Below are 24,787 nucleotides of genomic sequence, written 5' to 3' on the forward strand. Positions count from 1 at the left end.
CATTCCAATAAACCTCATAAACCTAATATATAAAACTACCCTTTCAATTGCTCTTTATAGAGCTCAATATTTTCTTTAACCTTCGGGTCTAGTTCAGGCTCTTTGATATCCGTGAGTTTTTGCATTTCTTCCCAAATAATTTTTGCCACAATATAACGTGCCATCTCTTTATCGTCGGCCGGAATCACAAACCAGGGCGCCTTTTTTTTGGAAGTAGCATTAATAGCCTCTTCATAATAGTGCATATACTCATCCCATCTATCGCGCTCTTTTAAATCACCAACCGAAAATTTCCAATTATCCTCTCCATTCTCCAATCGCTTTAACAACCGTTTGCGCTGTTCCTCTTTGCTCATGTGAAGATAAAACTTCAGCACCACCGTTCCGTTTCTAGCAATATGCTTTTCAAAATTATTGATTTGCTTCATGCGCTTTTGCCAAAATTCTGGCGTAATATCTTCCACTGTTTCAATGCCCGGCAAATTCTCAGACAAAATATATTCGGGATGCACACGCGTGACCAAAACATTTTCATAATGCGTTCGGTTAAAAACGGCAAACTTCCCTTTTTCAGGCAATGCCAAATAATGACGCCATAAATAATCGTGCTCTAATTCATTGGAATTAGGCGTTTTAAAACTATGTACCACAACGCCACGCGAATTAAATTCTTTAAACACTTCTCGAATTAAACTGTCTTTCCCGCTAGTGTCCATGCCCTGTAAACAAATCAAAACCGCATACCGATTGTGCGCATACATCACATCTTGAAGTGCGCTTAGCTTCTGCTGCACCTTATCCAGTTTTTCTTCTTTTTCATCATCATCAGCATTATTTTTTAACTCTGTTGGAATGTTTGACAATTTTATAGCATCTACCACTCTAAAATCATCCGGATGTATAGTTTTCATATCGTAAGTGTTTATATTTGTAAAGATACTAATTTTTAGGAGCTATTTCCCGCTTTCCGCGCTACATGCCTGCCTGCCGCCAGGCAGGGTAGCTCGCTGCAATCGGGGCTAATACTATTGCTAACTTATGGAAAAATTTCAACTCAGCGTACTTTTTAAAATCATCGGCATTGGTTCGGCTTCCGGATTGCTATATCACAACCATTTGCTCTATATCATTTCAGATAGTAGTACGTATTTATATGAATACAATACGACCAATGAAAAACTGAACAAAATCGCCTTGGCAGAAAATCCACAGGAAAATATCGCCAAAAAAGACAAACCCGATTTTGAAGCTATTACAAAAAATAAGGAAAAAATAGTGATTCTTGGTTCGGGTTCAACCCAAAACCGTAACCTCACCTATCTTTATAATCCTGAAAACCAAAAGACTAAAGAAAAGGATTTAACGCCACTTTATCAGAGAATTAAAGACCAGCTGCATTTTACCAATGAGGAACTCAATATCGAGGGCCTGATTATCAACGACAAAAATCTTTATTTCTTTCAAAGAGGCAATGGCGCTGAAGGCAAAAACGGAATCATTTATGCTTTTGATGACAGAGAAGATTCCAAACTAACCTTTACTGCGTTTGATTTGCCCAAAATCAATCATGTTCCCGCCACATTTACGGATGCTATTTTAGTAGATGATATCATTTACTTTCTAGCTTCGGCCGAAGACACTACATCAACATATTTAGACGGTGAAGTACTTGGAAGTATGATCGGAACCATCAATTTGAAAACCATGACACTCGAAAGTACGCTCCAAATTAGTGACCATCATAAATTTGAAGGCCTTACTTTGTATCAAAAAACAGCGACCGGAATCGAATTTTTGCTTTGCGAAGACAAGGACTCCGAAGTTTTGGAATCCAACATTTATAAATTAGTACTCGAAAGAAACCAATAAAAATGCGACTTAAGACTGGGACTGAAAACTTTTTTGCCTCTCGTCCCAACCTTTTTACTGCAATAGTCCTCTTTAGTTATAAAGACCTTCATAGTGATCAACGAAATACTCATAACAGCTTGTAAAAAAATGCAACGTGATGCTCAGCGTCAAGTGTATGAGTTTATGGGGCCAAAATTGTACCGCACTTGCAAACGCTATTTGAAAAAAGAAGAGGAAATTGAAGAAGTATTGGCCGATGCCTTTTATACCATCTTTACCAAAATAGAGCAGTTAAAAGAACATGGTGCTTTTGAAGCTTGGGCTCGAAAAATCACAGTAAATCATTGTTTGAATCATTTGAAACGCAACGTCAATTTCAATCTGTATTTAGAAGACAATGTACTGCGAATACAACCCGAAAGTGTTGAGGAAACACCACTAGAAGAAGAAGATTTATTGAATTTATTAGAACGGATTCCGGAAGGTTGCAAAACGATTTTCAATCTCTTTGTCATCGAAGGCTACGGTCACAAAGAAATTGCAGTGATGCTCAATATTTCGGAAGGAACGTCCAAATCACAATTGAATGTTGCTAAAACCAAACTGAAGGACTTAGTCAATCAGTTGTATTATCAAAAAGCAAAATAATCATGGAAGAGAATAGATTGTTTAACCAAATCAAATCGGCTGCCGAAAACGCAGAGACTAAAGATTATCCAGGAATGGAAAACGTCTGGCAACGCGTTGAAAACAAGCTCGATACCAAAGAAGATAAAAAAGCCATAGGACGTTGGAAAAAATTGGCTGTAGCCGCTTCAATTCTATTGTTCGGCACTTTAGGATATCAGTTTTTCACCAATAATTCCGAGTCCATTACACCAAAAAAAGCAGTAACCATAGTAACCGATTCCATTCAAAAACCGATAATCGAAACGAGCGCCGTTGTAACAGCCGAACCAACATCTGAAACATTAAAAAAACCATTAATTAAGAAAGAAGCCGAACAAATTCTGAAACATCAAATAACACGCGACAATCAGGTAGCCATGGAAGAAAGTGTAAAGTTTGATGAAGATGATGCTTTAGTAAGTAAAATCACAACAGAACAAAGAGGCTATTTTTCAGCTCCAGCAACTGCCACAAATGAAAGTGTTTTGAATACTAGTTTCGTTTCCAAATTAAAAAAAGAAAAAGATGTGGAACTGTTTTTTAACAAAAGTGCCAAAGTCTCCAATTCTCAAAAAGAAGAGCCGCTTCTAATCATTGGTGATAAGGTCTCTAAACAAGAAATAAGAAAAGTGGAATTCACAGAAACAGATTCACTGATCGTTTTGAATGAACCACTTTACATCATCAACGGTGAAGAATTTACAGAACAACAAGTATTCGGACCCAACCCTACAAGTCCGTACACGCCACTCAATAAACAAGAAATCGAAACGCTCTCTATACTGCAGCATGAAAAAGCTTTCGAAATCTATGGTAATAAAGGCAAAAAAGGGGTTGTCATTATTACCACCAAAAACGGAAAACCCGTAAGCGCTTCTAAAAAAGCAAAATAACCATTGTCCAACTTTTAAATTTTTAAGCCATGAAAAGTTTCAAACTTATTTCATTAGCCCTTGCTATGCTCTTTTGTATCGCAGCTAATGCACAGGAGAAAACCATTACCGGAATTGTTTCCGATGAAGCCGGACCATTACCTGGAGCCAATGTCCTTGTAAAAGGAACTACTCGAAACACACAAACCAATTTTGATGGAAAATACAGTATTCAAGCCAAAATTGGGGAAACCTTAGTATTCAGTTTTACCGGTTATACTTCAATGTCAATTAGAGTCGGTAAATCTAATATCATCAATGCTAAAATGAATGGAGAAACCCTGAAACTGGAAGAGGTGGTTGTTTTGGGATATGATAAAATTGAAAGTAAAAAATCTTATTTAGCATCAACTACCGTTTCGTCAAATCTTGTAGCTAATAAGCCTAACAGTACTGTTTTACAAAAACTTTCAGGCAATGCAGCAGGAATAAGTGTTATTCGCAGTTCGGGACAACCAATTTCGGATAAAAGTGATAACGACACTCTAAGTAATTCCGGGTTTTTTAATGAAAACGATGAAGATTATGGAATGCTAGTAGAAAATGCATTTGAAAGTCCAAAAACAGCGCCACTCTCTACTTTTTCGATTGATGTGGATAATGCGTCGTATACCAATATCCGCCGATTCATCAATGCGGGACAGAAAGTTCCAAAAGATGCTGTGCGTGTCGAAGAAATGGTGAATTTCTTCAAATATCAATATCCACAACCTAAAGACGAGCATCCGTTTTCGATTACTACCGAATACAGTGATTGTCCGTGGAATAAAGACACCAAACTTGTTCGCATTGGTTTACAAGGAAAAATACTTCCTACGGATACTTTACCGGCTTCCAATTTGGTTTTCTTGATAGATGTTTCGGGTTCGATGAGTTCAATGAACAAACTGCCATTGGTTAAAGAATCATTGAAAGTTTTGGTAAACCAATTGCGTGATGATGATAAAATATCGATTGTAGTGTATGCCGGAGCAGCTGGATTGGTATTGCCCGCTACAGCCGGAAGCCAGAAACAAACCATTATTGAAGCGTTGGAACGACTACAATCTGGCGGAAGCACTGCAGGTGGAGCCGGAATACAGTTGGCCTATAAAACCGCCACGGAAAACTTTATAAAGGGAGGCAACAATCGTGTAATCTTAGCTACAGACGGCGATTTTAATGTAGGCGCTTCTTCAGACAGCGATATGCAAACCCTCATTGAAGAAAAGAGAAAGTCAGGTGTTTTTTTAACGTGCTTGGGTTATGGAATGGGCAATTACAAAGACAAAAAAATGGAAATTCTAGCCGACAAAGGCAACGGAAATTATGCTTATATCGATAACATACAGGAAGCTAACAGATTTTTAGGGAAAGAATTCAAAGGTTCCATGTTTGCCATTGCTAAAGATGTGAAAATCCAAATAGAATTCAATCCGTCTCACGTAGCGTCATACCGATTAATTGGTTACGAAAACCGAAAACTAAATCCGGAAGACTTTCAGAATGATACCATAGATGCGGGAGAATTGGGAAGTGGTCATACGGTTACAGCCTTATACGAAATCATACCCGTTGGTGTAAAAAGCAACTTTTATAGCGAGCCAAAAAACTTGAAATACACTGAAACCAAAGTAACATCAAACCAATTTAATGAAGAATTGGCCACCGTAAAATTCCGTTACAAAAAACCTGACGGTAATAAAAGCATAGAGATGGTTCGTGTGATTGAAGACAAATCGACACCAATGACGAACAGTTCTAACGATTTAAAATTCAGTTCTGCAGTAGCATGGTTTGGTTTGAAACTGAGAGATTCCAAATTGGTCAGCAATACTTCGCTGTCCGACATCAAGAAATTAGCCAAAGAAGGTTTGGCCTATGACGACCAAGGCTACAGAGCGGAGTTTATCCGATTGATGGAAGCTACCAATTAATGAAAAAGAAAAATAGTTAAGTTGATGACGTTGGGTGTTTGATGAAAGAAACCCTGTTCGGATGCACACGGACAGGGTTTCTGATTTTATTGCTATTTTTCTATCTCTTTAAGACTATCCATCTTCTTATGAGCTAGGAATCCTTTTAAATCTTCGAAATGCTCTTTAACACGTTTGTCTCCGAATTCGAACACTTTTTCGGCCAATCCGTCCAAGAAATCCCTATCGTGCGATACTAAAATTAGCGTTCCGTCAAAGTCTTTCAGAGCTTCCTTGATGATGTCTTTCGTTTTCATATCCAAGTGGTTGGATGGCTCATCGAGAATTAACAAATTAACGGGTTCCAATAATAATTTGATCATAGCGAGACGTGTCTTTTCACCACCCGAAAGTACTTTTACTTTCTTCTGAATATCATCGCCATGAAACATGAAAGCACCCAAAATATTCTTGATCTGTGTTCTTACATCGCCTACAGCAATATTATCAATCGTTTCAAAAATAGTAGCGTTTTCGTCTAACAGTGAGGCCTGATTTTGAGCAAAATAGCCTATCTGACAGTTGTGACCAATTTCTACGTTTCCACCATTGATTTCGATTTCTTTCATAATGGCTTTAATCATGGTCGACTTTCCTTCACCGTTTTTACCAACAAAGGCCACTTTTTGTCCACGTTCAATCACCAAATTAGCATCTTTAAAAATCAAATGATCGCCATAGGATTTGTGTAAATCACGTACTATAACAGGATATTGTCCGGAGCGAACCGAAGGTGGAAATTTCAATTTTAATGCCGAAGTATCGATTTCGTCTACTTCAATAGGAACAATCTTTTCTAACATTCGAACACGCGATTGAACAGCATCTGTTTTAGAAAAAGTACCTCGAAAACGATCAATGAACGCTTGATTATCGGCTATAAATCGCTGTTGCTCGTCGTAGGCTTTTTGCTGATGCACTCTCCTATCCTTTCTCAGTTCAAGATAATGCGAATATTTAGCTTTGTAATCGTAGATTCTTCCCATAGTAACTTCAATCGTACGATTGGTGATATTGTCTACAAACGCACGGTCGTGAGAAATTACCATCACCGCTTTGGCTTGATTGATTAAAAAATCTTCCAACCACTGAATACTATCCATATCCAAGTGATTGGTGGGCTCATCTAGTAAAATTAAATCGGGTTGCTTTAATAAAATCTTAGCCAATTCAATTCGCATACGCCATCCACCAGAAAACTCTGAGGTTGGTCTATCAAAATCTTCCCGCTCAAATCCTAGTCCTTTCAAAACCTTTTCTACTTCGGCTTCATAGTTTACTTCTTCGATAGAATAATACTTCTCACTTAGTTCTGAAACGCGTTCAATCAACTTCATATAAGCATCGCTTTCATAGTCGGTACGAATGGTCAACTGCTCGTTGATTTCGTCAATTTCGGCTTTCATTTGGAACACTTCAGCAAACGCTTTAGAAGTTTCTTCCATAACCGTGCAATTATCCGACGCCAATAAGTGCTGCGGCAAATAAGCCACTACTGCTTCTTTGGGAGCAGAAATGTTTCCGCGTGTTGGTTTATTTTCACCAGCTACAATTTTTAGCAAAGTGGATTTTCCAGCACCATTTTTACCCATGAGGGCAATTTTATCGGTTTCGTTGATGGCGAAAGTGACTTCGCTAAAAAGAGTGGTTCCGCCAAATTCAACGGCTATGTCGTTTACAGTAATCATTGCGATTGCTAGAGTATTAGATTATTAGACTTCTTAGATTTTTGAAGCGGCAAAGATAGCTTAATAATCAATTTGAAAATGCGTTGATTTGAAAATTTGAGAATGAAATAATTTAATAACAATAACGTTGTAATTACTTCATTTCAGAGCATCATCAATTAAAAACTTTAGTTTCAGAAAAGATTTGGTTAATTTTAAGCTCCAATTCAGAAGCCATAAACTCATGCCTTTATTAGACTATAGTTTTTTATCGAAAATTTTACCTAAAGCCAAGATCAAAAAGAGCTTTCGAAAGGCTAAAAGTTCCTATTTGATTCGGGTTCGTTTCGCTACTTCCTTATTTTTCTTCGGAATGGGATTTTGTTTTTCCACTTGGGCCAGCCGTATTCCGGATATTAAATCGATGCTGCACCTCAGCGAAGCTGCGCTGGGAACAATGCTTTTTGCTTTACCTGTTGGACAATTATTTGCGATGCCCATTTCCGGAAAAATCGTTACCAAATATGGCAGTAGAATGATTTCTATAGTCGGATTATTGAGCTATGCCTTGTGTCTTCTTTTGCTAGGAGTGGCAAAATCGGAATGGCAATTGGCTGCCGGATTGTTCTTGTTTGGGTTCTTTGGGAATTTTTGTAACATCGCAGTAAATACGCAAGGGGTTTATACGCAGCAATTGTTTGAAAAGCCCATCATTGGTTCTTTTCATGGTTCGTGGAGTTTAGCCGGGTTTTTTGGAGCTTTAGTGGGACTGGTAATGCTATCTTTTGAGTTGAATCCGTTACAGCATTTTGCTATTGCCTTAGGTTTTGTAATTATTCTTGTTATCACTAATTATAAGTTTATGATAAAAGCCAAATCGAAACAAGAAGAAACAAAATCAAATTATTCTTTGTTTAAAAATCCTGATAAAACGTTGCTATGGTTGGGCGTCATTTGCTTTTGTGGTATGGCGAGTGAAGGCATCATGTTTGATTGGAGCGGTGTGTATTTTAAAGAAATCATCAAAGCTCCCGGTGCACTTGTCGTTTTGGGCTATACTACTTTTATGATCAGTATGGCTTCGGGAAGGTTTTTAAGTGATTTTTTAGTGCATCGTTTTGGTGCCAAAAAAGTACTCATCATAAGTGGATTGGTAATTTCTAGTGGATTATATATGGCGGTTTTATTGCCTTATTTGATTCCGTGTATGATTGCCTTCATGCTGGTTGGGTTTGGCGTATCGAATGTGGTACCGATCATTTTTAACGTAGCCGGAAACAATGAAAATGTGCCAACCGGAATTGCCCTAACGGTTGTAACGAGTATCAGTTTTTTAGGGTTTTTACTCGGACCTCCCGTAATTGGATTTATAGCCGAATTAACGAGTTTGAAATACTCCTTTGCCATCATTGGCATCTTTGGCATTTTAATTTCAGTATTGGTCAGTCGATTGAAGATTTTTAATTAATTCCCCAGGAATCCGCTTTCATCCAACTCAGAGTAGCTTGTGTATTTTAAAGAGTTTTTTTCCAATAAATAAAGTCTTCCGAAATAGCATCCAAGAAGGTAATAGGAATCAAATTTATAGGCTTTGCTGATTTTGACTTCAAAGTTATTCACGATTTCAATATTGTCATACGAAATCATATCGGCTACATAAACGCCACTTTCAAATTGCCAAATGCCGTCCATTCTGCTAGGCAGCAACATGAATCGGTCTATCAAAAACACAAACAGGAAAAAAGGGAATATCCTGATTATTTTTTTCATCCTAAACTCATACGAAAGGCTTCAAGCACCGGATGCGCTTTACCGTAATCAAATTCCTGAATAAAAACTTCTACCGCTTTGGCAGTAGTAATACTCGGCAACACATTGGCCTGATTGTTATCTCTAACAACCACATTGATGTCCGCTTCTTCCATTCTTTCTTTTAAGGAAACTGCGAGGATTTCTTCTCCCGAAAATATTTTTATTAAGCCCATTTTTTTGAATTGTGAATTATGAATTGTGAATTATTGCTTGTGAGTTATGAAATACTGTTTGTGAGTTGTAAAATAAAAAAAACATTCACCATTTACAATTCACCATTACTCCTCTTCCATCTCGAAAAAAAGCGGCTCAATCATGATTTTATCGGCCAACGATTCCACTCTTTCTGTTATTTGAGAACAAAAGAATAAGCGTTGGGTTTTCTCGATACTTTGTGACAAACGCAAAACAATCGCATCTACCCTATTTCTGAACAATACATCGGCATCATCTACAATCATCATCCGAATGGTATTGCTGTTAAAACCTGCCGAAGAAAACATCGCATTGATTTTATTAGGTGTACCAATCAGAATATCCAAGCCCATCGATACCACATTTTTATCGTAATCAATATCGCCTTTGTCGTGGACTCCCAGAATACTTAAATCGGTGTACGTTCCATATTTCAGGAACAATTCTTCCATTTCCAACACTTTTTCTTTGGTTTCCACAATGATGAGACAACGGGTACTTTCGCCAACCGTTTTTTCCAATTTCTGAATAACGTTTAAAACAATGGTTGTTGATTTTCCGGTACCTCCAGCAGATTGGATTACGGCATCAGCACCACTTTTGATGGTAGCAAACGTTTCCTGTTGCATTTCAATTGCCTCGGTCAGTCCGTTTTCAATTAATGCCTTTTGAAGGTTGGGGTTTATTTTTTTTAAATTCATTATTTAGTGATTAGGCAACAGCCATTGGCCATTAGCTCGTTACTATGAAAATTCTATTACCTATTGGCTCTTAACTAATGCCTTATTTACTCGCAAACAGCTTTACATCCAATTCTGATATTTCGCTACCACCAAGGATAATCAAACGTTCAACAACATTACGAAGTTCGCGTATGTTTCCAGTCCAATCGTATTCCTGCAGTAATTTGACCGCTTCTTTGGAGAATGATTTTGTAGCGTTTCCTTGTTCTTCAGCAATCTTGGCAGCAAAATGTTCTATCAAGAGTGGAATATCATCACGTCTGTCATTTAACGACGGTACTTTTATCAGGATTACGGCCAAACGGTGGTACAAATCCTCACGAAAACGACCTTCGGCGATTTCTTTTTTTAAGTCCTTATTGGTTGCTGCAACGACTCTAACATTAATTTTGATGTCTTTATCGGCGCCAACCCTTTGAATTAGGCTTTCCTGTAAGGCACGCAATACTTTGGCTTGCGCTGATAAACTCATGTCGCCAATTTCATCCAAGAAGATTGTCCCGCCGTCGGCAGCTTCAAATTTTCCGGCTCTGTCTTTTACGGCTGATGTAAACGCACCTTTTACGTGACCGAACAATTCGCTTTCAATCAACTCCGACGGAATAGCAGCACAGTTTACTTCAATCATCGGTGCTTCTGCTCTTTCACTTTTTTCGTGTAATTGATGCGCTACTAATTCTTTTCCAGTTCCGTTGGGTCCAGTTATCAAAACTCGGGCATCGGTTTGAGCTACTTTTTCAATCATTAGTTTGATTTGATTTATAGGCTCACTTCCACCAATGATTTCATAGTTTTTGGAAACTTTTTTCTTTAGAATTTTATTTTCTACGACCAATTGCTTTTTGTCTAAAGCATTTCGAACCGTGTTTAATAGTCGATTCAAATCGGGTGGTTTTGAAATATAATCAAAGGCTCCAAGACGCATTGTATTGACAGCCGTTTCCAAATCACCGTGACCGGAAATCATGACCATCGGAATTTCGGGCTTTATTTTCTTAACAGCTTCGAGTAATTCTTCGCCATTCATTTTGGGCATTTTAATGTCGCATAATACCAAATCGAAATCTTCGTTCTTAATTTTTTCAAAACCAAGTTTTCCGTCTTCGGCTTCGTCAACTATATAATTGGCACCTTCCTCTAAAAGTATTTTGGTTAAAACCCTTCGGATGGATTGTTCGTCTTCAATGATTAATATTTTCGGCATACTTTATTTTTTAACCGCAAAGTCCGCAAAGCTATTTCGCAAAGTTCGCTGAGATTCAAATGGCTTACTCTTTAGCCCTGATTGGAGTGGAAATCCTTTTATGCTGAACTTGTTTCAGCATAAAAGATTGTAACGGAAAGCAGGAAAACGGTTTTATTCATTGCCCAAATCATTCGCTCCTCATCAGATTTGACAAAAGTAGTACAATTTCACTTTAAGAGCTTAACTTTTGTTGCATCAAAAATAGATTTAATACTTTTGCAGTTCAAAACGAACCACTATGTCTACAGCAAAAAAAGATTACAAAAGAATTACGACAAAGTCACTATTTGACATGAAAGCCAACGGCGAAAAAATATCAATGCTCACGGCATACGATTTTACGATGGCAAAAATTGTGGATTCTGCCGGAGTTGATGTGATTTTGGTGGGCGATTCTGCCAGTAATGTGATGGCGGGACATGAGACTACACTACCGATAACGTTGGATCAAATGATTTATCATGCTTCTGGCGTTGTTCGTGCCATCGAACGTGCTCTGGTGGTTGTGGATTTACCTTTCGGAAGTTATCAATCGGATCCGAAAGAAGCGTTGCGTTCTGCCATTAGAATCATGAAAGAAAGTGGCGGTCATGCTGTGAAACTAGAAGGTGGAAGTGAAATTAAAGAAAGTATCAAGCGGATTTTGAATGCTGGAATTCCGGTAATGGGACATTTGGGATTAACGCCACAATCGATATACAAATTCGGAACCTATACGGTTCGTGCCAAAGAAGATGCCGAAGCGGAACAATTGCTCGAAGATGCAAAACTGTTGGAAAAACTGGGCTGTTTTGCCTTGGTATTGGAAAAAATTCCGGCAGCATTGGCCGAAAAAGTCGCTAAAACTATATCAATTCCGGTTATTGGCATTGGTGCCGGTGGTGGCGTAGACGGACAGGTTTTAGTTATTCATGATATGTTGGGTATGAACAATGAATTTAGTCCCCGATTTTTAAGACGCTATTTAGATTTATACGAACAAATGACTAAAGCCATTGGGAATTATGTGGCTGATGTGAAATCGAAAGACTTTCCTAATGCTAATGAACAGTATTAAATTAGACTACATAGATTTTTAGACTATTTAGACATCATAGATTTAACATATGCATCAATTTAAAGAATTGGAAATTTGGAAAAGAAGCAGATTATTTTGCTCCCAGATTTATGCCATAACTTCAAAGTTTCCCAATGATGAAAAATTCGGTTTAACAAATCAATTGCGAAGAGCATCAGTCTCAATCCCTTCAAATATAGCGGAAGGATCATCAAGAAATTCAAATAATGATTTTGCAAGGTTTTTAGAAATTGCAATCGGTTCTGCATACGAAATAGAAACACAACTTTTAATTGCATTAGATTTAGGTTTCATTAAAACTGATGAATTAGAGAAATCAATTATCGAATTGAATGAAATTATTAAAATGATTTCCCGATTCCGTTCTAATCTAAAAATCTAACAATCTAAAATGTCTAAGACAGTCTCGAATAAAGACAACCTCCAAATACTTCACGAAGACAATCACATCATTGTGGTTAACAAACGCGTTGGCGATATCGTTCAGGGCGATAAAACGGGCGATAAACCTTTGTCCGAGGTTGTGAAAGAATACATCAAAGAAAAGTATAATAAACCTGGTAAAGTCTTTTTGGGCGTGGTGCATCGGTTGGACCGACCAACAACGGGAATCGTGGTTTTTGCCCGAACATCTAAAGCTTTAGCCCGACTGAATGAATTATTTGCCAATCGGGAAACGCAAAAAACCTATTGGGCTGTCGTAAAAAACCAACCTCCAAAAGTGCAGGATACTTTGGTACATTATCTGAAAAGAAATGAGAAAAACAATACCTCGAAAGCGCATGTAAAAGAAGTACCTGAAAGCAAAAAAGCGAGTCTGGAATACACCATCATCAAGACTTTGGATAATTATTTTTGTTTAAAAATCAACCTGCATACCGGAAGGCATCATCAAATTAGAGCCCAATTGTCGGCCCTAGGCTGTCCGATTAAAGGTGATTTGAAATATGGTTTTGACCGAAGTAATCTGGATGGCGGTATTCACTTGCATGCCCGAAAACTAGTTTTCATTCATCCTGTTTCAAAAGAATCTTTGGAAATCATAGCTGATCCACCAAATGATGCTATTTGGAATTCTATTTAATACTAAAATGCGTATGTTTACGTTTTACTTAAAACCCTAAATAATAACAACTGCTATGAAAAAAACACTTGTAATCTTTGGTTTACTGATTGGTTTTGGTGCTTTTGCACAGGATCACTTTTCCGGAATCAGCACTTCCAATCGTGTGGGAATTTTAAATGGAGCTTTGAATCCGGCTGAGTTTTCGAATTTGTCCAAGAAATTTGAAATCAACTTTTTCGGTCTAAGTTTAGATGTGGCAAACAATAAAGTTGGTATTAGCGATTTGAGTTCAGACAATCTTGAAGAGCTAATTTTTGCCGGAAATGAACCCGTAAACGTGCGTTTTGATGGACAAATAATGGGTCCTGGGTTTGCAATGAAATGGATGAAATGGGGTTTTGGAATCACAACTAAAGCTAACGTTAAATTTGATCTAGTAGATATTGATCCGACTATTGGTAACGCCATTACCAACAACAACCTCATCCTGAATACCACGTTGTTAAATAATCCAAACAATCAACGAATAAACGGAACTTCCTACGGAGAAATCGGCTTATCAGTAGCCAGAACCTTGGTAGATAATAAAAACCACACCTTCAGCGCTGGAGCTACTCTTAAGATTTTGTTTCCAGGCTCGTATTCGAATTTTGGTTTGAAAGATTTAAACGGAACGGTTACCCAAAACGGAAGCGGTGCTTTTCTAACTACCAATCAACCGGCAACGTTGAACATTGCTTATTCTGGAAATCTGGCAGATAGTTTTACCAATTTTGATGATTACAGCAAGTCTATTTTTGGTGGATTAAATGGTTTTGCCGGAGATTTAGGCGTAAGTTATCAATGGAAAGACGAAAAATCGAAATACAAGATTAAGGCCGGAGCCTCTATCCGAAATATTGGTAGCATGACTTTTAAGGATGATAATAATTACAATACCAATTACACCTTAAACATTCCTGTTACTAATCCTTTAGATTTAAGTCAGTTTAGTAATATCGATAATTTAAATGATGTAGAACAGATTTTAACCGACAATGGCTATTTGACAGAAACTAGAAACAAAACAGATTTCAAAGTAAATCTGCCCACAACATTGGCTTTGTATGCTGATTTTAAAATTGTTCCAAAATTCTATGTAACCGGTTATTTGCAACAGAAACTCAAAAAAGACGAAAGTGATAATCAAGTAACAGCAAGAAATATAGTTTCGGTTACGCCAAGATTTAACATCGGAATCTTTGAAGCTTATGTTCCGGTTTCCAATGATGATGTTTCAGGAACAAATGTTGGTGCCGGTTTCCGATGGTTTGGATTTTATCTAGGTTCCAATTCTATTGTCACCTCTTTGGCAGACGGAAAACAGGCCGATGCATACATTGGATATCGATTAGGATTTTTATAAGTATAAAGTTGATTGTTACTAGTTAAAAATATGTAACTTGCTGAACCTATTCAGCCAAGCTATGCTTTTTAAGACCGATATCAACTACCGAAAACAATCCCTAGTAAAATTATTGAATTGTGTTCAAAAACACGAGGAAGAAATTATCAAAGCACTCTATGATGATTTCAAAAAACCTGCTTTTGAAGCCGTTGTTTCTGAAACTGGTTATATTCTTTCTGAACTGAATCACACCATAAAAAACATTCACAAATGGGCAAAACCAACTATGGTTTTGCCTTCTCTTTTAAATTTTCCTTCCACCGATTATATCTACAAAGAACCTTACGGAAAAGTATTGATTATGGCACCATGGAATTATCCATATCAATTGGCTTTGTGTCCCTTGATAGCAGCTGTTGCAGCGGGAAATCAAGTTATGGTAAAACCCTCAGAGCTGACTCCGAATACCTCCAAAATCGTAGCCAAAATAATCGAAGAAACCTTTGATAAAAATCATGTAGAATGCATCCAAGGTAATGCTGATGTTGCTCAAGAATTATTGGCAAAACGATGGGACTATATCTTTTTCACGGGAAGTGTTGCTGTTGGAAAAATAGTAGCCAAAGCGGCAGCCGAAAATTTGACTCCGGTTACCCTCGAATTAGGCGGAAAAAACCCTTGCATTATTGAGGAATCTGCGAATTTAAAACTAGCCGCTAAAAGAATTGTATGGGGAAAATTCCTCAATGCGGGCCAAACCTGCATTGCACCCGATTACTTATTGGTTTCAGAAAAAATCAAACCCGCATTGATTACTCATTTAAAAACTGAAATCATAAATGCTTATGGTGAAAATCCAGAAAAATCAGCTGATTTCCCTCGAATCATCAATGAAAAAAATTGGAAGCGATTAACGGCAATGTTAGCGAATGAAAATATTATTTTTGGAGGTCAAACCAATATAAACGATTGCTATTTAGCGCCAACACTTATTGAAGAACCCAATCTAAATAGTTTGGTCATGAAAGAAGAGATTTTTGGTCCGATACTTCCCATACTTTCCTATAAAAATGAAAGCGAAATGGAGCGCATTATTAGTAGTTATGAAAAACCGCTTTCGCTATTTGTTTTTACTGATAACAACGCTTTTGCTCAAAAAATAATCCAAAATTTATCCTTTGGAGGTGGTTGCATCAATGATACTGTGATTCATTTTTCTAATAACCGATTACCGTTTGGCGGTGTAGGTCATAGTGGAATCGGGGCGTATCATGGCCAACGCAGTTTTACCACTTTTTCGCATCAAAAAGCCATTATAAAAAAAGGAAACTGGTTAGACATTCCTATTAGATACGCGCCTTACGAGGGAAAATTGAAAATTTTAAGAGGATTACTAAAATGGCTCACCTAATTTATTTATTTTTGAACAATACCTAAACAAAACCAAGACCAAGTTGAACGACTTTTTTACTTTTTCAAACACTAATAATTTAATTATTATAGCGGTTTTGCTATTGCTGCTTTACGGAGCTTATTTTGCAACTAGCAATGCTTTGAAAACAAAATTGAACTTTCGCAACCAATCCGAATTAGAGCCTAAAGAGCAGCAATATTCGCTATACCTTTTGTTTTTTGGAATCACCATTCCGCTTGTTGAAGCTATACTCGAAATTTTTCACGTGCGTTCCAATAGCTTCTTAATTCCCAATGTCTTAATTGGTATTGCACTCATAACACTGTATTTACTTTCAACCAAAACACGCTTTTTTTCAAAACACATAAGTAGCGTTTTTTTACTTTCCTATTTTTCCTATTTTGGTTTAATTGTATATAATCTTTTTTTCAACGATTTTGAACTGATTTGCTATGTTAGTATAATAGTAACCTTCTTCCTTTCCTATTTTGTTATTAAGAATATTATACATTATTGGCTTTTTGTCATAACATGCCTGTTATTGCTGATAAGCTCTTATGGATTTGAGTTGATTCCGAATAATTACACTATTATTCTCATCTGCTCTTTTATATTGACAACGACGATTCATACGGCTAGACATTTGGCACTTATTGAAACTCGCAATAAATTCCTTTTCACCAATTTGATTGTAAATAAAGGAAACTCCATTATTATCACTACGGACAGAAAAGGTGAAGTGTCTTTTTGTAGTGAATCTGTTAAGGAAATCCTAGGCTATAACGTTGATGAAGTTCTTGGAATGGGCTTTTGGAAACGCACTGAAGATCCTGAATTTGTAGGTGAAGCCTATCACAATGATTATGTTGATGATCGCTTGTATACCCGAAAATTAAAATGTAAAAACGGTGATTACAAGTACATTCAGTGGAAAGATAAAAAATATACAGACGACATCGTTATTGGTATTGGTCAGGACGTAACCGAAAAAGTCAACATCGAAAACCAATACCGAAGTTTAATAGAATCGGCAGCCGATTTAATTTATGAGATTGATTTAAAGTCGGTTATTACCTATGTAAACCAATTTACAGAAAAAACGTTAGGATATTCAAAAGATGAAATTCTCGATAAGTATTTCTTCAAATTTATAGGAAAAGACTATGTAGATTATGTAGTCGATTTTTATAAAGATATTCCAACTGAAGCCAATGAATACAATGATTTAGTTTTTCCAATTATTAAGAAAGACAACGATACGGTTTGGGTTTCACAAAAGGTAACGCTAAAGAAAAATGAAAATGGTGACGTAGTAGGGTTTTCAGCCATTGCAAGAGATATTACTCTGGTAAAAAGTCTCGAAATCGAACACTATAACAGAAGTAAAAAAGTTAGAATCCACAACGAGACGCTCAAAGTACTTACTTCTCAAAGCTACTCGAATAAAGATACTTTCAAAGGAATTCTCCGAAATATTCTCAAAATTGCCAGCACCAATTGTTCCATAGACCGAGTAAGTTATTGGGCGTTCTTAAAAGAAGGAATTCGTTGCGAAAGCATGTATTATCTGAACAGCGATCGCTTTGAAAAAAACTTTGTTATCGATAAAGAAAAACATCCTATTTACTTTAAAAATATCGAAACTGGTGCCCAAATTGTAGCTTCCAATGTCTATGACAATACTATAACTCAAGAGCTTTGTTTTGACTATTTCCCAAAAAATGATATCAAATCTTTATTAGATACTCCAATTTTTATCAACGGAGAAATTATAGGGATTTTATGCTTTGAAAAAATTGAAACCCCAACCGAATGGGATAATGAGGATATCAACTTTTCACGTTCTATTGCCGATTTGATAGCCATTGCCATCGAATCACAATTATTATTAGAATCGGACAAAAAGCTTTCCTATAAGAGTGAAATATTGACCGTTATCAATAAAAACACTCAGAAATTTTTAATGTCAACCAATACAGATGAAATTTTCCAAGGCATACTTGGAACTGTTGGAAATGTAACTCAGGTAGATCGTTTATCCTTTTTTGAACACAATGCTAAAGACAAAACATTAATTCAAAAATACCGTTGGTCTGGCGAAACAAAAGCACTGGCCGAATTGAATCCCTTAATTTTAGAGGTTCCGTATACAAAAATTTCGGATGTTATGGAGAACATGCTCGAAAACAAACCGTACTTCTCCTCTACCCGAAAAATTAAAAATGAAGTTACTAAAGAGTTTTTCCAATCGTTAGATACTAAATCGATATTGTTTCTTCCGATATTCGTCAAAAAAGAACTATACGGATTGATTGTGTTTATTGTGACTCAAAACGAAAGAGAGTGGACCAGCGACGAAGTGGGCACGCTTCAAACTCTGGCAACCAACATCTCTTATGCCATCGAACGCAATCTGAATGAAGCCATTATTAAGGAAAGTGAAGAACGGTTTAGGCTTTTGGCCAGTAATATTCCGGGAACTGTGCACCTTTCAAAATACGATGAAAAATGGTCTAAGATTTATCTCAATGACGAAATCGAAAAACTCACTGGATATCCAAAAAGTGATTTTCTTCAAAATAAAATTTTCTACATTGATTTAGTCCATCCAGACGATCTGAAAATCGTAAAAGTCAAAGCAGATGAACTCTTTAAGAACAAACAAAAAATTCATTTAATCTACAGAATTATCAACAAAGAGGGTCATTATGTCTGGGTAGAAGAGTTTGGAGAACCAATTTTTAAAGAGGGTTCTATTGAATATATCGTTGGGATTTTTATTGACATTACCAAACGAATGGAAGCCGAAGAAGCTATAAAAGCGAAGAATTATGCTGAAGCTGCTAATAGAGCAAAATCAGAATTTTTAGCCAATATGAGTCACGAAATTAGAACGCCGCTAAACGGTATCATTGGATTTACGGAACTTTTAATGAACTCTAAACTAGAAGACATTCAGAAAAAATACATGGATACCATCAATCAATCGGCCAATTCGTTGATGGAAGTTATCAATAACATTCTCGATTTCTCCAAAATAGAATCCGGTAAATTAGAACTTAACATCGAAAAAATTAATATTGCAGAAATAGCCAATCAGGTTGTTGATTTAATAAAATACGAAGCCGATTTCAAAAATATCACCATAAATCTTGATATTGCACCGGATGTACCAACATTTATTGAAGTGGATTATATCCGCCTAAAACAAGTTTTGGTCAACCTTCTCAGCAATGCCGTTAAATTTACAGAGAAAGGAAAAGTTGACTTACATGTAACAGTCTTTAAGTTGATAGACGACAAAAACATCCAACTCCAATTTACAGTAAAAGATACCGGAATCGGAATCAAAATGAAAAACCAAATGCGGATTTTTGAGGCCTTTTCGCAAGCAGATAACTCTACTACCAAAAAATTTGGAGGAACCGGTTTAGGACTTTCCATCTCCAATCAGTTGCTCAACCTGATGAATAGCCAATTACATCTTGAAAGTGAATTTGGAAAAGGCAGTGAATTTAGTTTTGTCATTGAAGTTCCCTACACGAACGAACAACCAATGCTAGGCAAACCAAAAGAAGGCATTCTAAAAAAAGTAGACTCTGACAATATCATCACTAAAGATGCTAAAACAATTTTCATCGTAGAAGACAATAAAATAAACATGCTTTTGGCCAAAACGCTGGTCAAACAAATAGTTCCCAATGCTACTATTTTTGAATTAGAAAACGGAAAAGATGCCTTAGAGAAAACTATGGAATTGTTACCCGATTTGATTCTGATGGATATCCAAATGCCTGTCATGAATGGTTACGACTCAACTATAGAGATACGAAAAATTCCAAAAGCGGACAAAATTCCGATTATTGCGCTTACAGCTGGAACGATTGTTGGTGAGAAAGAAAAATGTATTGAATATGGAATGAATGATTACATTCCGAAACCAATAGACAAAGAACATTTGATTAAAATTATAAGTCAATGGATAACCAAAAACTAAAAACGAACAAGTATGAAATGGGATAAACAAAACAGCGATTCCTTTGAAGATCGCAGAGGCATGTCAGGCGGAAAAAAAGCACTTCTTGGTGGTGGCGCCATCGGAATTATAGTCTTACTATTAAATATGTTTGGAGGTGAAACAGGACAAAGTATTGGAACTATTTTACAGCAGACGCAAGGAACACAAACCCAGACAGAAGGTACACAAACCAGAGAATTATCAGCCGAAGAAAAAGAACTAGGAGATTTCTCGGAATCGGTATTTGTATACAACAACAAAACTTGGACCACCATTTTTGAAGATAACAACATGACCTATGAAGAACCAGGAATGGTACTTTTTGATGATGGTGTAGAAACCGCTTGTGGTAGTGCTACTTCTGCGTCTGGTCCGTTTTATTGCCCAGGCGATAAAAAAGTCTACATGGATTTACGCTTTTTTGAAGAGCTGAAAACCCGTTTTGGTGCAGAAGGTGGTGATTTTGCCATTGCGTATGTCATTGCACATGAAGTAGGACATCATTTGCAAACAGTACTTGGGACTTCTGCCAAAGTGAGACAGTTACAACAAAGTAAAAGTGAAACAGAAGCCAATAAACTATCCGTTTGCATGGAATTACAAGCCGATTTTTATGCAGGCGTTTGGGCACACTACAACAAAAATTTATTAGAAGCCGGAGATATTGAAGAAGCGATAAGTGCAGCCAATGCTGTTGGTGACGATGCCATACAAAAAAGAATGAGTGGTAGTGTCGTGCCCGATAGCTTTACACACGGAACTTCTAAACAGCGTATTGAATGGTTTATGAAAGGATATAATTCGGGTGACATTACTCAAGGTGATACTTTTAAAGCACTATTAGATTAGTTTTATCAATTTTTAAACCTATAAATACCATTTCAAAAAAATAAGTATTGTTTTATTGCTAAAATCATAAATCGTGTTCAACCTCCTTATTTTAAAGCCAATTTCAGAATATTTTGAAGTTGGCTTTTTTAATTTTGCCTAGCAAATAACAACAACATGAAAGTAGGTATTGACAGTATCGCATTTGACATTCCAAAACTATATTTACCAATAAATGTATTGGCAGATAAAAGAAATATTGAAGCTAGTAAACTAGAAAAAGGATTAGGGTTACACCATATGAGTTTACTTGATGTCCATCAAGATGTGGTCACTATGGCTTCTAATGCTGCTCTAAAATTGATGCAACAGGAAGGTCTGAATCCGACAACAATTAGCCGAATATATGTTGGCACCGAAAGCGGTGTTGACAGCTCAAAACCAGTTGCCTCGTATGTTTTATCAAATTTAGAACAACACTTTGGTTCCTCAAGTTTCCGAAATTGTGATGTTGTTGATGTAACTTTCGCTTGTATTGGTGCTATAGATGCCTTGCAAAATTGTGCTGATTATATTAGATTAAACCCAACTAAAAAGGCCATTGTTATTGCTTCGGATTATGCAAAATACGATTTAAATTCTACTGGCGAATACACGCAAGGTGCTGGTGCCATTGCAATGCTCATTACAGCTAATCCTAGAATACTTAGTCTTTCTAAAGAAGTAGGCGCTGCCACTGAAGGTCTTTTCGATTTTTTTAAACCCAGAAGAAGCTATTCCAAAGTAGAAGCACTGCACTTGGAGGGCAATCCTGAATGGAATGGTGTTCTAGAAAATGAAATTGTGCTCTACAAAGAACAGCCTGTTTTTGATGGACAATATTCGAATCAATGTTATATCAATAGAATTAAAGAGGCGTATGACCATTATAAATCAGAAAGTGAACAAACTGCCAAACTATATGAAAACTGGAGTAGTATTCTCATGCATCTTCCATATTGCTTTCAAGGACGACGCACTTTTGTAGAAATTTTCGCTTCTGAAAATCCAGAATTATTAGAGGCACAAGTTGGAGCTACTCCTACTGAAAAAATGAAAGCTTTGTCTAAATGTACGGAATACATGAACTTGGTTAACGAAAAAATATATCCTTCAGAAATTGCTTCTGGCCAAGTGGGAAATATTTACACTGGTTCTATCTTTCTTGGCTTGTTGTCAACTCTATGTTACCATTTTGAACAACAAACAGCGTTAAGTTACACCAAAATGGGATTCATCGCTTATGGCAGCGGTTCTAAATCGAAAGTCTTTGAAGCCGAAGTATCAGAGCATTGGCGAAATCAAGTTGGAAAAGTGAATTTATTTAAATTCTTGGCTGAACGCACAGCCATTGATTTTGAAACGTATGAAAAACTTCATAAAAAAGAATTAAAACAGGCTATCATTGCTCCAAAAAACGAATTCTATTTGGACAGCATCGAAAAAGAAAATTCGGTTTTGGTGGGTGCCCGATATTATAAATTCATTTCGTAATGGTCAACAACAAAGAGCCAAATCAGCCCAACCAACCATCCCTATCCAAGCTTCTGTATTGAATCGCTTCGGCTATATGATTAGAATTGACCGTATCTGAAGATTCCAAATCGGCTATGGTTCTCGACACCTTCAAAATTCGATCAAAAGCTCTTGCAGAAAGATTGAGACGTTCCATAGCGGTTTTTAAAAGTTGTAGCGACTGGTCGTCCAACGCACAAAATTCTCTGATTTGTTTCGTACTCATTTGCGCATTGTAATGAATGTGATCCAGTTCGGCAAAACGTTGTGACTGATATTCCCTTGCCTGAGTAACACGCTTTCTGATGGATACACTGCTCTCGCCTTTTCGGGTTTCTGTGAGTTTGTCAAAAGGCACAGGAGTTACTTCTATATGGATATCGATTCGGTCTAATAATGGTCCGGAAATTTTACTCAAATAACGCTGCATCTCTGCTGGCGATGAACTTACAGGAGCGTCAGGATCGTTAAAATAACCACTCGGACTCGGATTCATACTCGCCACCAACATAAAAGAAGACGGATAGGTGATGGTAAATTTGGCTCTCGAAATCGTAACTTCTCTGTCTTCCAAAGGCTGACGCATGACTTCTAGTACTTCTCTTTTAAATTCGGGCAACTCATCCAAAAACAAAACGCCATTGTGCGCCAACGAAATCTCACCAGGCTGAGGATAACTTCCACCTCCAACCAAAGAAACCGAAGATGCGGTATGATGTGGACTTCGGAAGGGTCGTTGACTCAGCAAACCACAATCTTTCACTTTTCCGGCTACACTATGAATTTTGGTTGTTTCCAATGCTTCGTCCAGTGTCATTGGAGGTAATATACTGGGCAAACGTTTGGCAAGCATTGTTTTTCCTGAACCTGGAGGACCAATTAGAATAATGTTATGACCACCTGCAGCCGCAATTTCCATGCAGCGTTTTATACTTTCCTGACCTTTGACATCGGCAAAATCAAACTCGGGGAAATCTAACGTTTTATGAAATTCCTCTTGTGTATCAATCAAAGTAGGTTCGATGGTACCCTTTCCTGAAAAAAAATCAATCACTTGAAGCACATTTTCCACACCGTAAACGTCTAAACCTGAAACAATAGCGGCTTCTTTTACATTCTGAATCGGAAGAAAGAATCCTTTAAAACCTTCTTCTTTAGCTTTGATGGCTATGGATAAGGCTCCTTTGATGGGTTGCAGACCTCCATCCAAAGACAACTCACCCATGATGACATATTGGTCAACCTCTTCAGCTCTTATCTGTCCCGAAGCAATCAGAATTCCGATAGCCAATGTCAAATCGTAAGCCGAGCCTTCTTTGCGCAAATCGGCTGGCGCCATATTGATAGTGATTTTCTTTACCGGAAGATTGTATCCGTTATTCTTTAAGGCTGCTGCAATTCGATAACTGCTTTCTTTAATCGCATTATCAGGCAAACCCACTAAATGATAGCCTACGCCTTTATCAATATTCACTTCCACCGTAATGGCAGTCGCTTCCACTCCAAAAACAGCACTTCCAAATACTTTAACTAACATCGCTATTGTTTAGCTGCTAAAAATAACCCAAAGCTGAAAATGAAAAGTAGGCAAAAAGTGTACATTTTATTAAAAAGTAAAAAAAACTAAACTTTATGTAAAGTTTGTTTGTCTATTTGTAAAATATAATATACATTTGATTTAAACTTTAAAAGTAAATCATTATGAAAACACATTTTTTATTCCCAAACAAATTCAAAACACTAGGATGGATTTTATTTTTACCTAGTCTGCTAACATTTACAATAACTTCGCTTTTTAATATTGATATTGACCAATATCTAAAGATAAAAGTCTTTGCTATTTATGAGGAAACATTGGGAGAACGACCCGGATTCTTCAAAATAATCACCGATAGTTTTAGCTATGAATTACTAACACTATTAATAATTGTTGGTGGCTTGTTTATTTGCTTCTCAAAATTAAAAAATGAAGATGAATTTATCTCAAAAATAAGATATGAAAGCTTGGTTTGGGCAACCTATTTTAACTATTTACTAATCCTATTTTTTACACTATTTTTATATGGAATGCCATTTTTAAACGTAATCGTTTATAATGTCTACACAGTGCTTATTTTCTTCATGATACGTTTTCACTTTCAGATTTATAAACTTAATAAAACTACATCCGATGACGAATAATCTAAAAGTTTTTAGGGCTATGAAGAATATTTCTCAGGAAGAACTGGCCAAGCAAATTCAAGTAAGCCGACAGACCATTAATGCTATGGAAAAAGGAAAATATGTTCCTTCAACTGTATTAGCACTTAAACTCTCGAGGTTTTTTGAAAAAGCTGTCGAAGAAATCTTTGCTTTAGAAGAAAGTGATTGAG

The 24,787-nt window shown here is 36.8% G+C and carries 22 protein-coding genes; 15 read left to right on the forward strand and 7 right to left on the reverse strand.

The window, feature by feature from the left end:
• Positions 1 to 35 precede the first annotated feature (35 nt).
• The gene (locus tag ACULEU_RS09075) at positions 36 to 911 is read right to left on the reverse strand and encodes a PPK2 family polyphosphate kinase (protein WP_445452283.1); all 876 of its coding nucleotides are present in this window, start codon (positions 909 to 911) and stop codon (positions 36 to 38) included.
• A 127-nt stretch (positions 912 to 1,038) separates the two neighbouring features.
• Here ACULEU_RS09075 and ACULEU_RS09080 point away from each other — a divergent pair, with 127 nt between their 5' ends.
• The 4 genes from ACULEU_RS09080 (at position 1,039) to ACULEU_RS09095 (ending at position 5,368) form a co-directional block, all read left to right on the forward strand.
• Positions 1,039 to 1,869 (forward strand): DUF6929 family protein, encoded by an 831-nt coding sequence (locus ACULEU_RS09080; RefSeq protein ID WP_445452284.1) that lies wholly within the window; start codon positions 1,039 to 1,041, stop codon positions 1,867 to 1,869.
• Positions 1,870 to 1,998: 129 nt separating this feature from the next.
• Entirely contained in the window at positions 1,999 to 2,499 is a 501-nt protein-coding gene (locus ACULEU_RS09085; RefSeq protein ID WP_445454838.1) for an RNA polymerase sigma factor, read from the forward strand.
• A 2-nt stretch (positions 2,500 to 2,501) separates the two neighbouring features.
• Entirely contained in the window at positions 2,502 to 3,413 is a 912-nt protein-coding gene (locus ACULEU_RS09090) for a hypothetical protein (protein WP_445452285.1), read from the forward strand.
• Positions 3,414 to 3,442: 29 nt separating this feature from the next.
• Positions 3,443 to 5,368 (forward strand): YfbK domain-containing protein, encoded by a 1,926-nt coding sequence (locus ACULEU_RS09095; protein ID WP_445452286.1) that lies wholly within the window; start codon positions 3,443 to 3,445, stop codon positions 5,366 to 5,368.
• Between the two features lie 92 nt (positions 5,369 to 5,460).
• Here the strand turns inward: ACULEU_RS09095 and ACULEU_RS09100 are convergent, their stop codons facing one another.
• Positions 5,461 to 7,095, reverse strand: coding sequence for an ABC-F family ATP-binding cassette domain-containing protein (locus tag ACULEU_RS09100; protein ID WP_445452287.1), 1,635 nt, complete (start codon positions 7,093 to 7,095; stop codon positions 5,461 to 5,463).
• 223 nt (positions 7,096 to 7,318) lie between these two features.
• On the opposite strand from ACULEU_RS09100, the gene ACULEU_RS09105 reads away from it, so the two are divergent.
• Positions 7,319 to 8,542 carry an MFS transporter gene (locus ACULEU_RS09105; protein ID WP_445452288.1) on the forward strand — a complete coding sequence of 408 codons (1,224 nt, stop codon included), beginning with the start codon at positions 7,319 to 7,321 and terminating at the stop codon, positions 8,540 to 8,542.
• Here ACULEU_RS09105 and ACULEU_RS09110 read toward each other — a convergent pair.
• From ACULEU_RS09110 to ACULEU_RS09125, 4 genes are all read right to left on the reverse strand, one after another.
• The gene (locus ACULEU_RS09110) at positions 8,539 to 8,844 is read right to left on the reverse strand and encodes a hypothetical protein (protein ID WP_445452289.1); all 306 of its coding nucleotides are present in this window, start codon (positions 8,842 to 8,844) and stop codon (positions 8,539 to 8,541) included. The genes ACULEU_RS09105 and ACULEU_RS09110 overlap by 4 nt on opposite strands.
• Complete coding sequence (locus ACULEU_RS09115) at positions 8,841 to 9,059, reverse strand: putative signal transducing protein (RefSeq protein WP_445452290.1); 219 nt, start codon at positions 9,057 to 9,059, stop codon at positions 8,841 to 8,843. Before ACULEU_RS09115 ends, ACULEU_RS09110 begins: the two co-directional genes overlap by 4 nt.
• A gap of 105 nt (positions 9,060 to 9,164) precedes the next feature.
• Complete coding sequence (locus ACULEU_RS09120) at positions 9,165 to 9,782, reverse strand: DEAD/DEAH box helicase (protein ID WP_445452291.1); 618 nt, start codon at positions 9,780 to 9,782, stop codon at positions 9,165 to 9,167.
• Positions 9,783 to 9,864: 82 nt separating this feature from the next.
• Positions 9,865 to 11,028 (reverse strand): sigma-54-dependent transcriptional regulator, encoded by a 1,164-nt coding sequence (locus tag ACULEU_RS09125; RefSeq protein ID WP_445452292.1) that lies wholly within the window; start codon positions 11,026 to 11,028, stop codon positions 9,865 to 9,867.
• 280 nt (positions 11,029 to 11,308) lie between these two features.
• On the opposite strand from ACULEU_RS09125, the gene panB reads away from it, so the two are divergent.
• The 8 genes from panB (at position 11,309) to ACULEU_RS09165 (ending at position 22,394) form a co-directional block, all read left to right on the forward strand.
• Positions 11,309 to 12,127, forward strand: coding sequence for a 3-methyl-2-oxobutanoate hydroxymethyltransferase (panB, locus tag ACULEU_RS09130; protein WP_445452293.1), 819 nt, complete (start codon positions 11,309 to 11,311; stop codon positions 12,125 to 12,127).
• 49 nt (positions 12,128 to 12,176) lie between these two features.
• Positions 12,177 to 12,530, forward strand: coding sequence for a four helix bundle protein (locus ACULEU_RS09135; RefSeq protein WP_445452294.1), 354 nt, complete (start codon positions 12,177 to 12,179; stop codon positions 12,528 to 12,530).
• A gap of 9 nt (positions 12,531 to 12,539) precedes the next feature.
• On the forward strand, positions 12,540 to 13,232 hold the full coding sequence (locus tag ACULEU_RS09140; RefSeq protein WP_445452295.1) for an RluA family pseudouridine synthase: 693 nt from the start codon (positions 12,540 to 12,542) through the stop codon (positions 13,230 to 13,232).
• 55 nt (positions 13,233 to 13,287) lie between these two features.
• On the forward strand, positions 13,288 to 14,619 hold the full coding sequence (locus ACULEU_RS09145; protein ID WP_445452296.1) for a hypothetical protein: 1,332 nt from the start codon (positions 13,288 to 13,290) through the stop codon (positions 14,617 to 14,619).
• A gap of 61 nt (positions 14,620 to 14,680) precedes the next feature.
• On the forward strand, positions 14,681 to 16,012 hold the full coding sequence (locus tag ACULEU_RS09150; protein ID WP_445452297.1) for an aldehyde dehydrogenase: 1,332 nt from the start codon (positions 14,681 to 14,683) through the stop codon (positions 16,010 to 16,012).
• A gap of 43 nt (positions 16,013 to 16,055) precedes the next feature.
• The gene (locus ACULEU_RS09155; RefSeq protein ID WP_445452298.1) at positions 16,056 to 20,012 is read left to right on the forward strand and encodes a PAS domain S-box protein; all 3,957 of its coding nucleotides are present in this window, start codon (positions 16,056 to 16,058) and stop codon (positions 20,010 to 20,012) included.
• Positions 20,013 to 20,024: 12 nt separating this feature from the next.
• Complete coding sequence (gene ypfJ / locus ACULEU_RS09160; protein ID WP_445452299.1) at positions 20,025 to 20,882, forward strand: KPN_02809 family neutral zinc metallopeptidase; 858 nt, start codon at positions 20,025 to 20,027, stop codon at positions 20,880 to 20,882.
• Between the two features lie 156 nt (positions 20,883 to 21,038).
• The gene (locus ACULEU_RS09165) at positions 21,039 to 22,394 is read left to right on the forward strand and encodes a hydroxymethylglutaryl-CoA synthase family protein (protein ID WP_445452300.1); all 1,356 of its coding nucleotides are present in this window, start codon (positions 21,039 to 21,041) and stop codon (positions 22,392 to 22,394) included.
• Positions 22,395 to 22,416: 22 nt separating this feature from the next.
• Here ACULEU_RS09165 and ACULEU_RS09170 read toward each other — a convergent pair whose 3' ends face one another.
• Positions 22,417 to 23,952, reverse strand: a complete 1,536-nt coding sequence (locus tag ACULEU_RS09170) for a YifB family Mg chelatase-like AAA ATPase (protein ID WP_445452301.1) — start codon at positions 23,950 to 23,952, stop codon at positions 22,417 to 22,419.
• A 164-nt stretch (positions 23,953 to 24,116) separates the two neighbouring features.
• Here ACULEU_RS09170 and ACULEU_RS09175 point away from each other — a divergent pair, with 164 nt between their 5' ends.
• Both ACULEU_RS09175 and ACULEU_RS09180 read left to right on the forward strand, forming a co-directional pair.
• On the forward strand, positions 24,117 to 24,596 hold the full coding sequence (locus ACULEU_RS09175) for a hypothetical protein (protein WP_445452302.1): 480 nt from the start codon (positions 24,117 to 24,119) through the stop codon (positions 24,594 to 24,596).
• 19 nt (positions 24,597 to 24,615) lie between these two features.
• Positions 24,616 to 24,786 carry a helix-turn-helix transcriptional regulator gene (locus ACULEU_RS09180; protein ID WP_445452303.1) on the forward strand — a complete coding sequence of 57 codons (171 nt, stop codon included), beginning with the start codon at positions 24,616 to 24,618 and terminating at the stop codon, positions 24,784 to 24,786.
• The last annotated feature ends 1 nt before the right edge of the window (position 24,787 follow it).

This window comes from Flavobacterium sp. 25HG05S-40 (assembly GCF_052654735.1).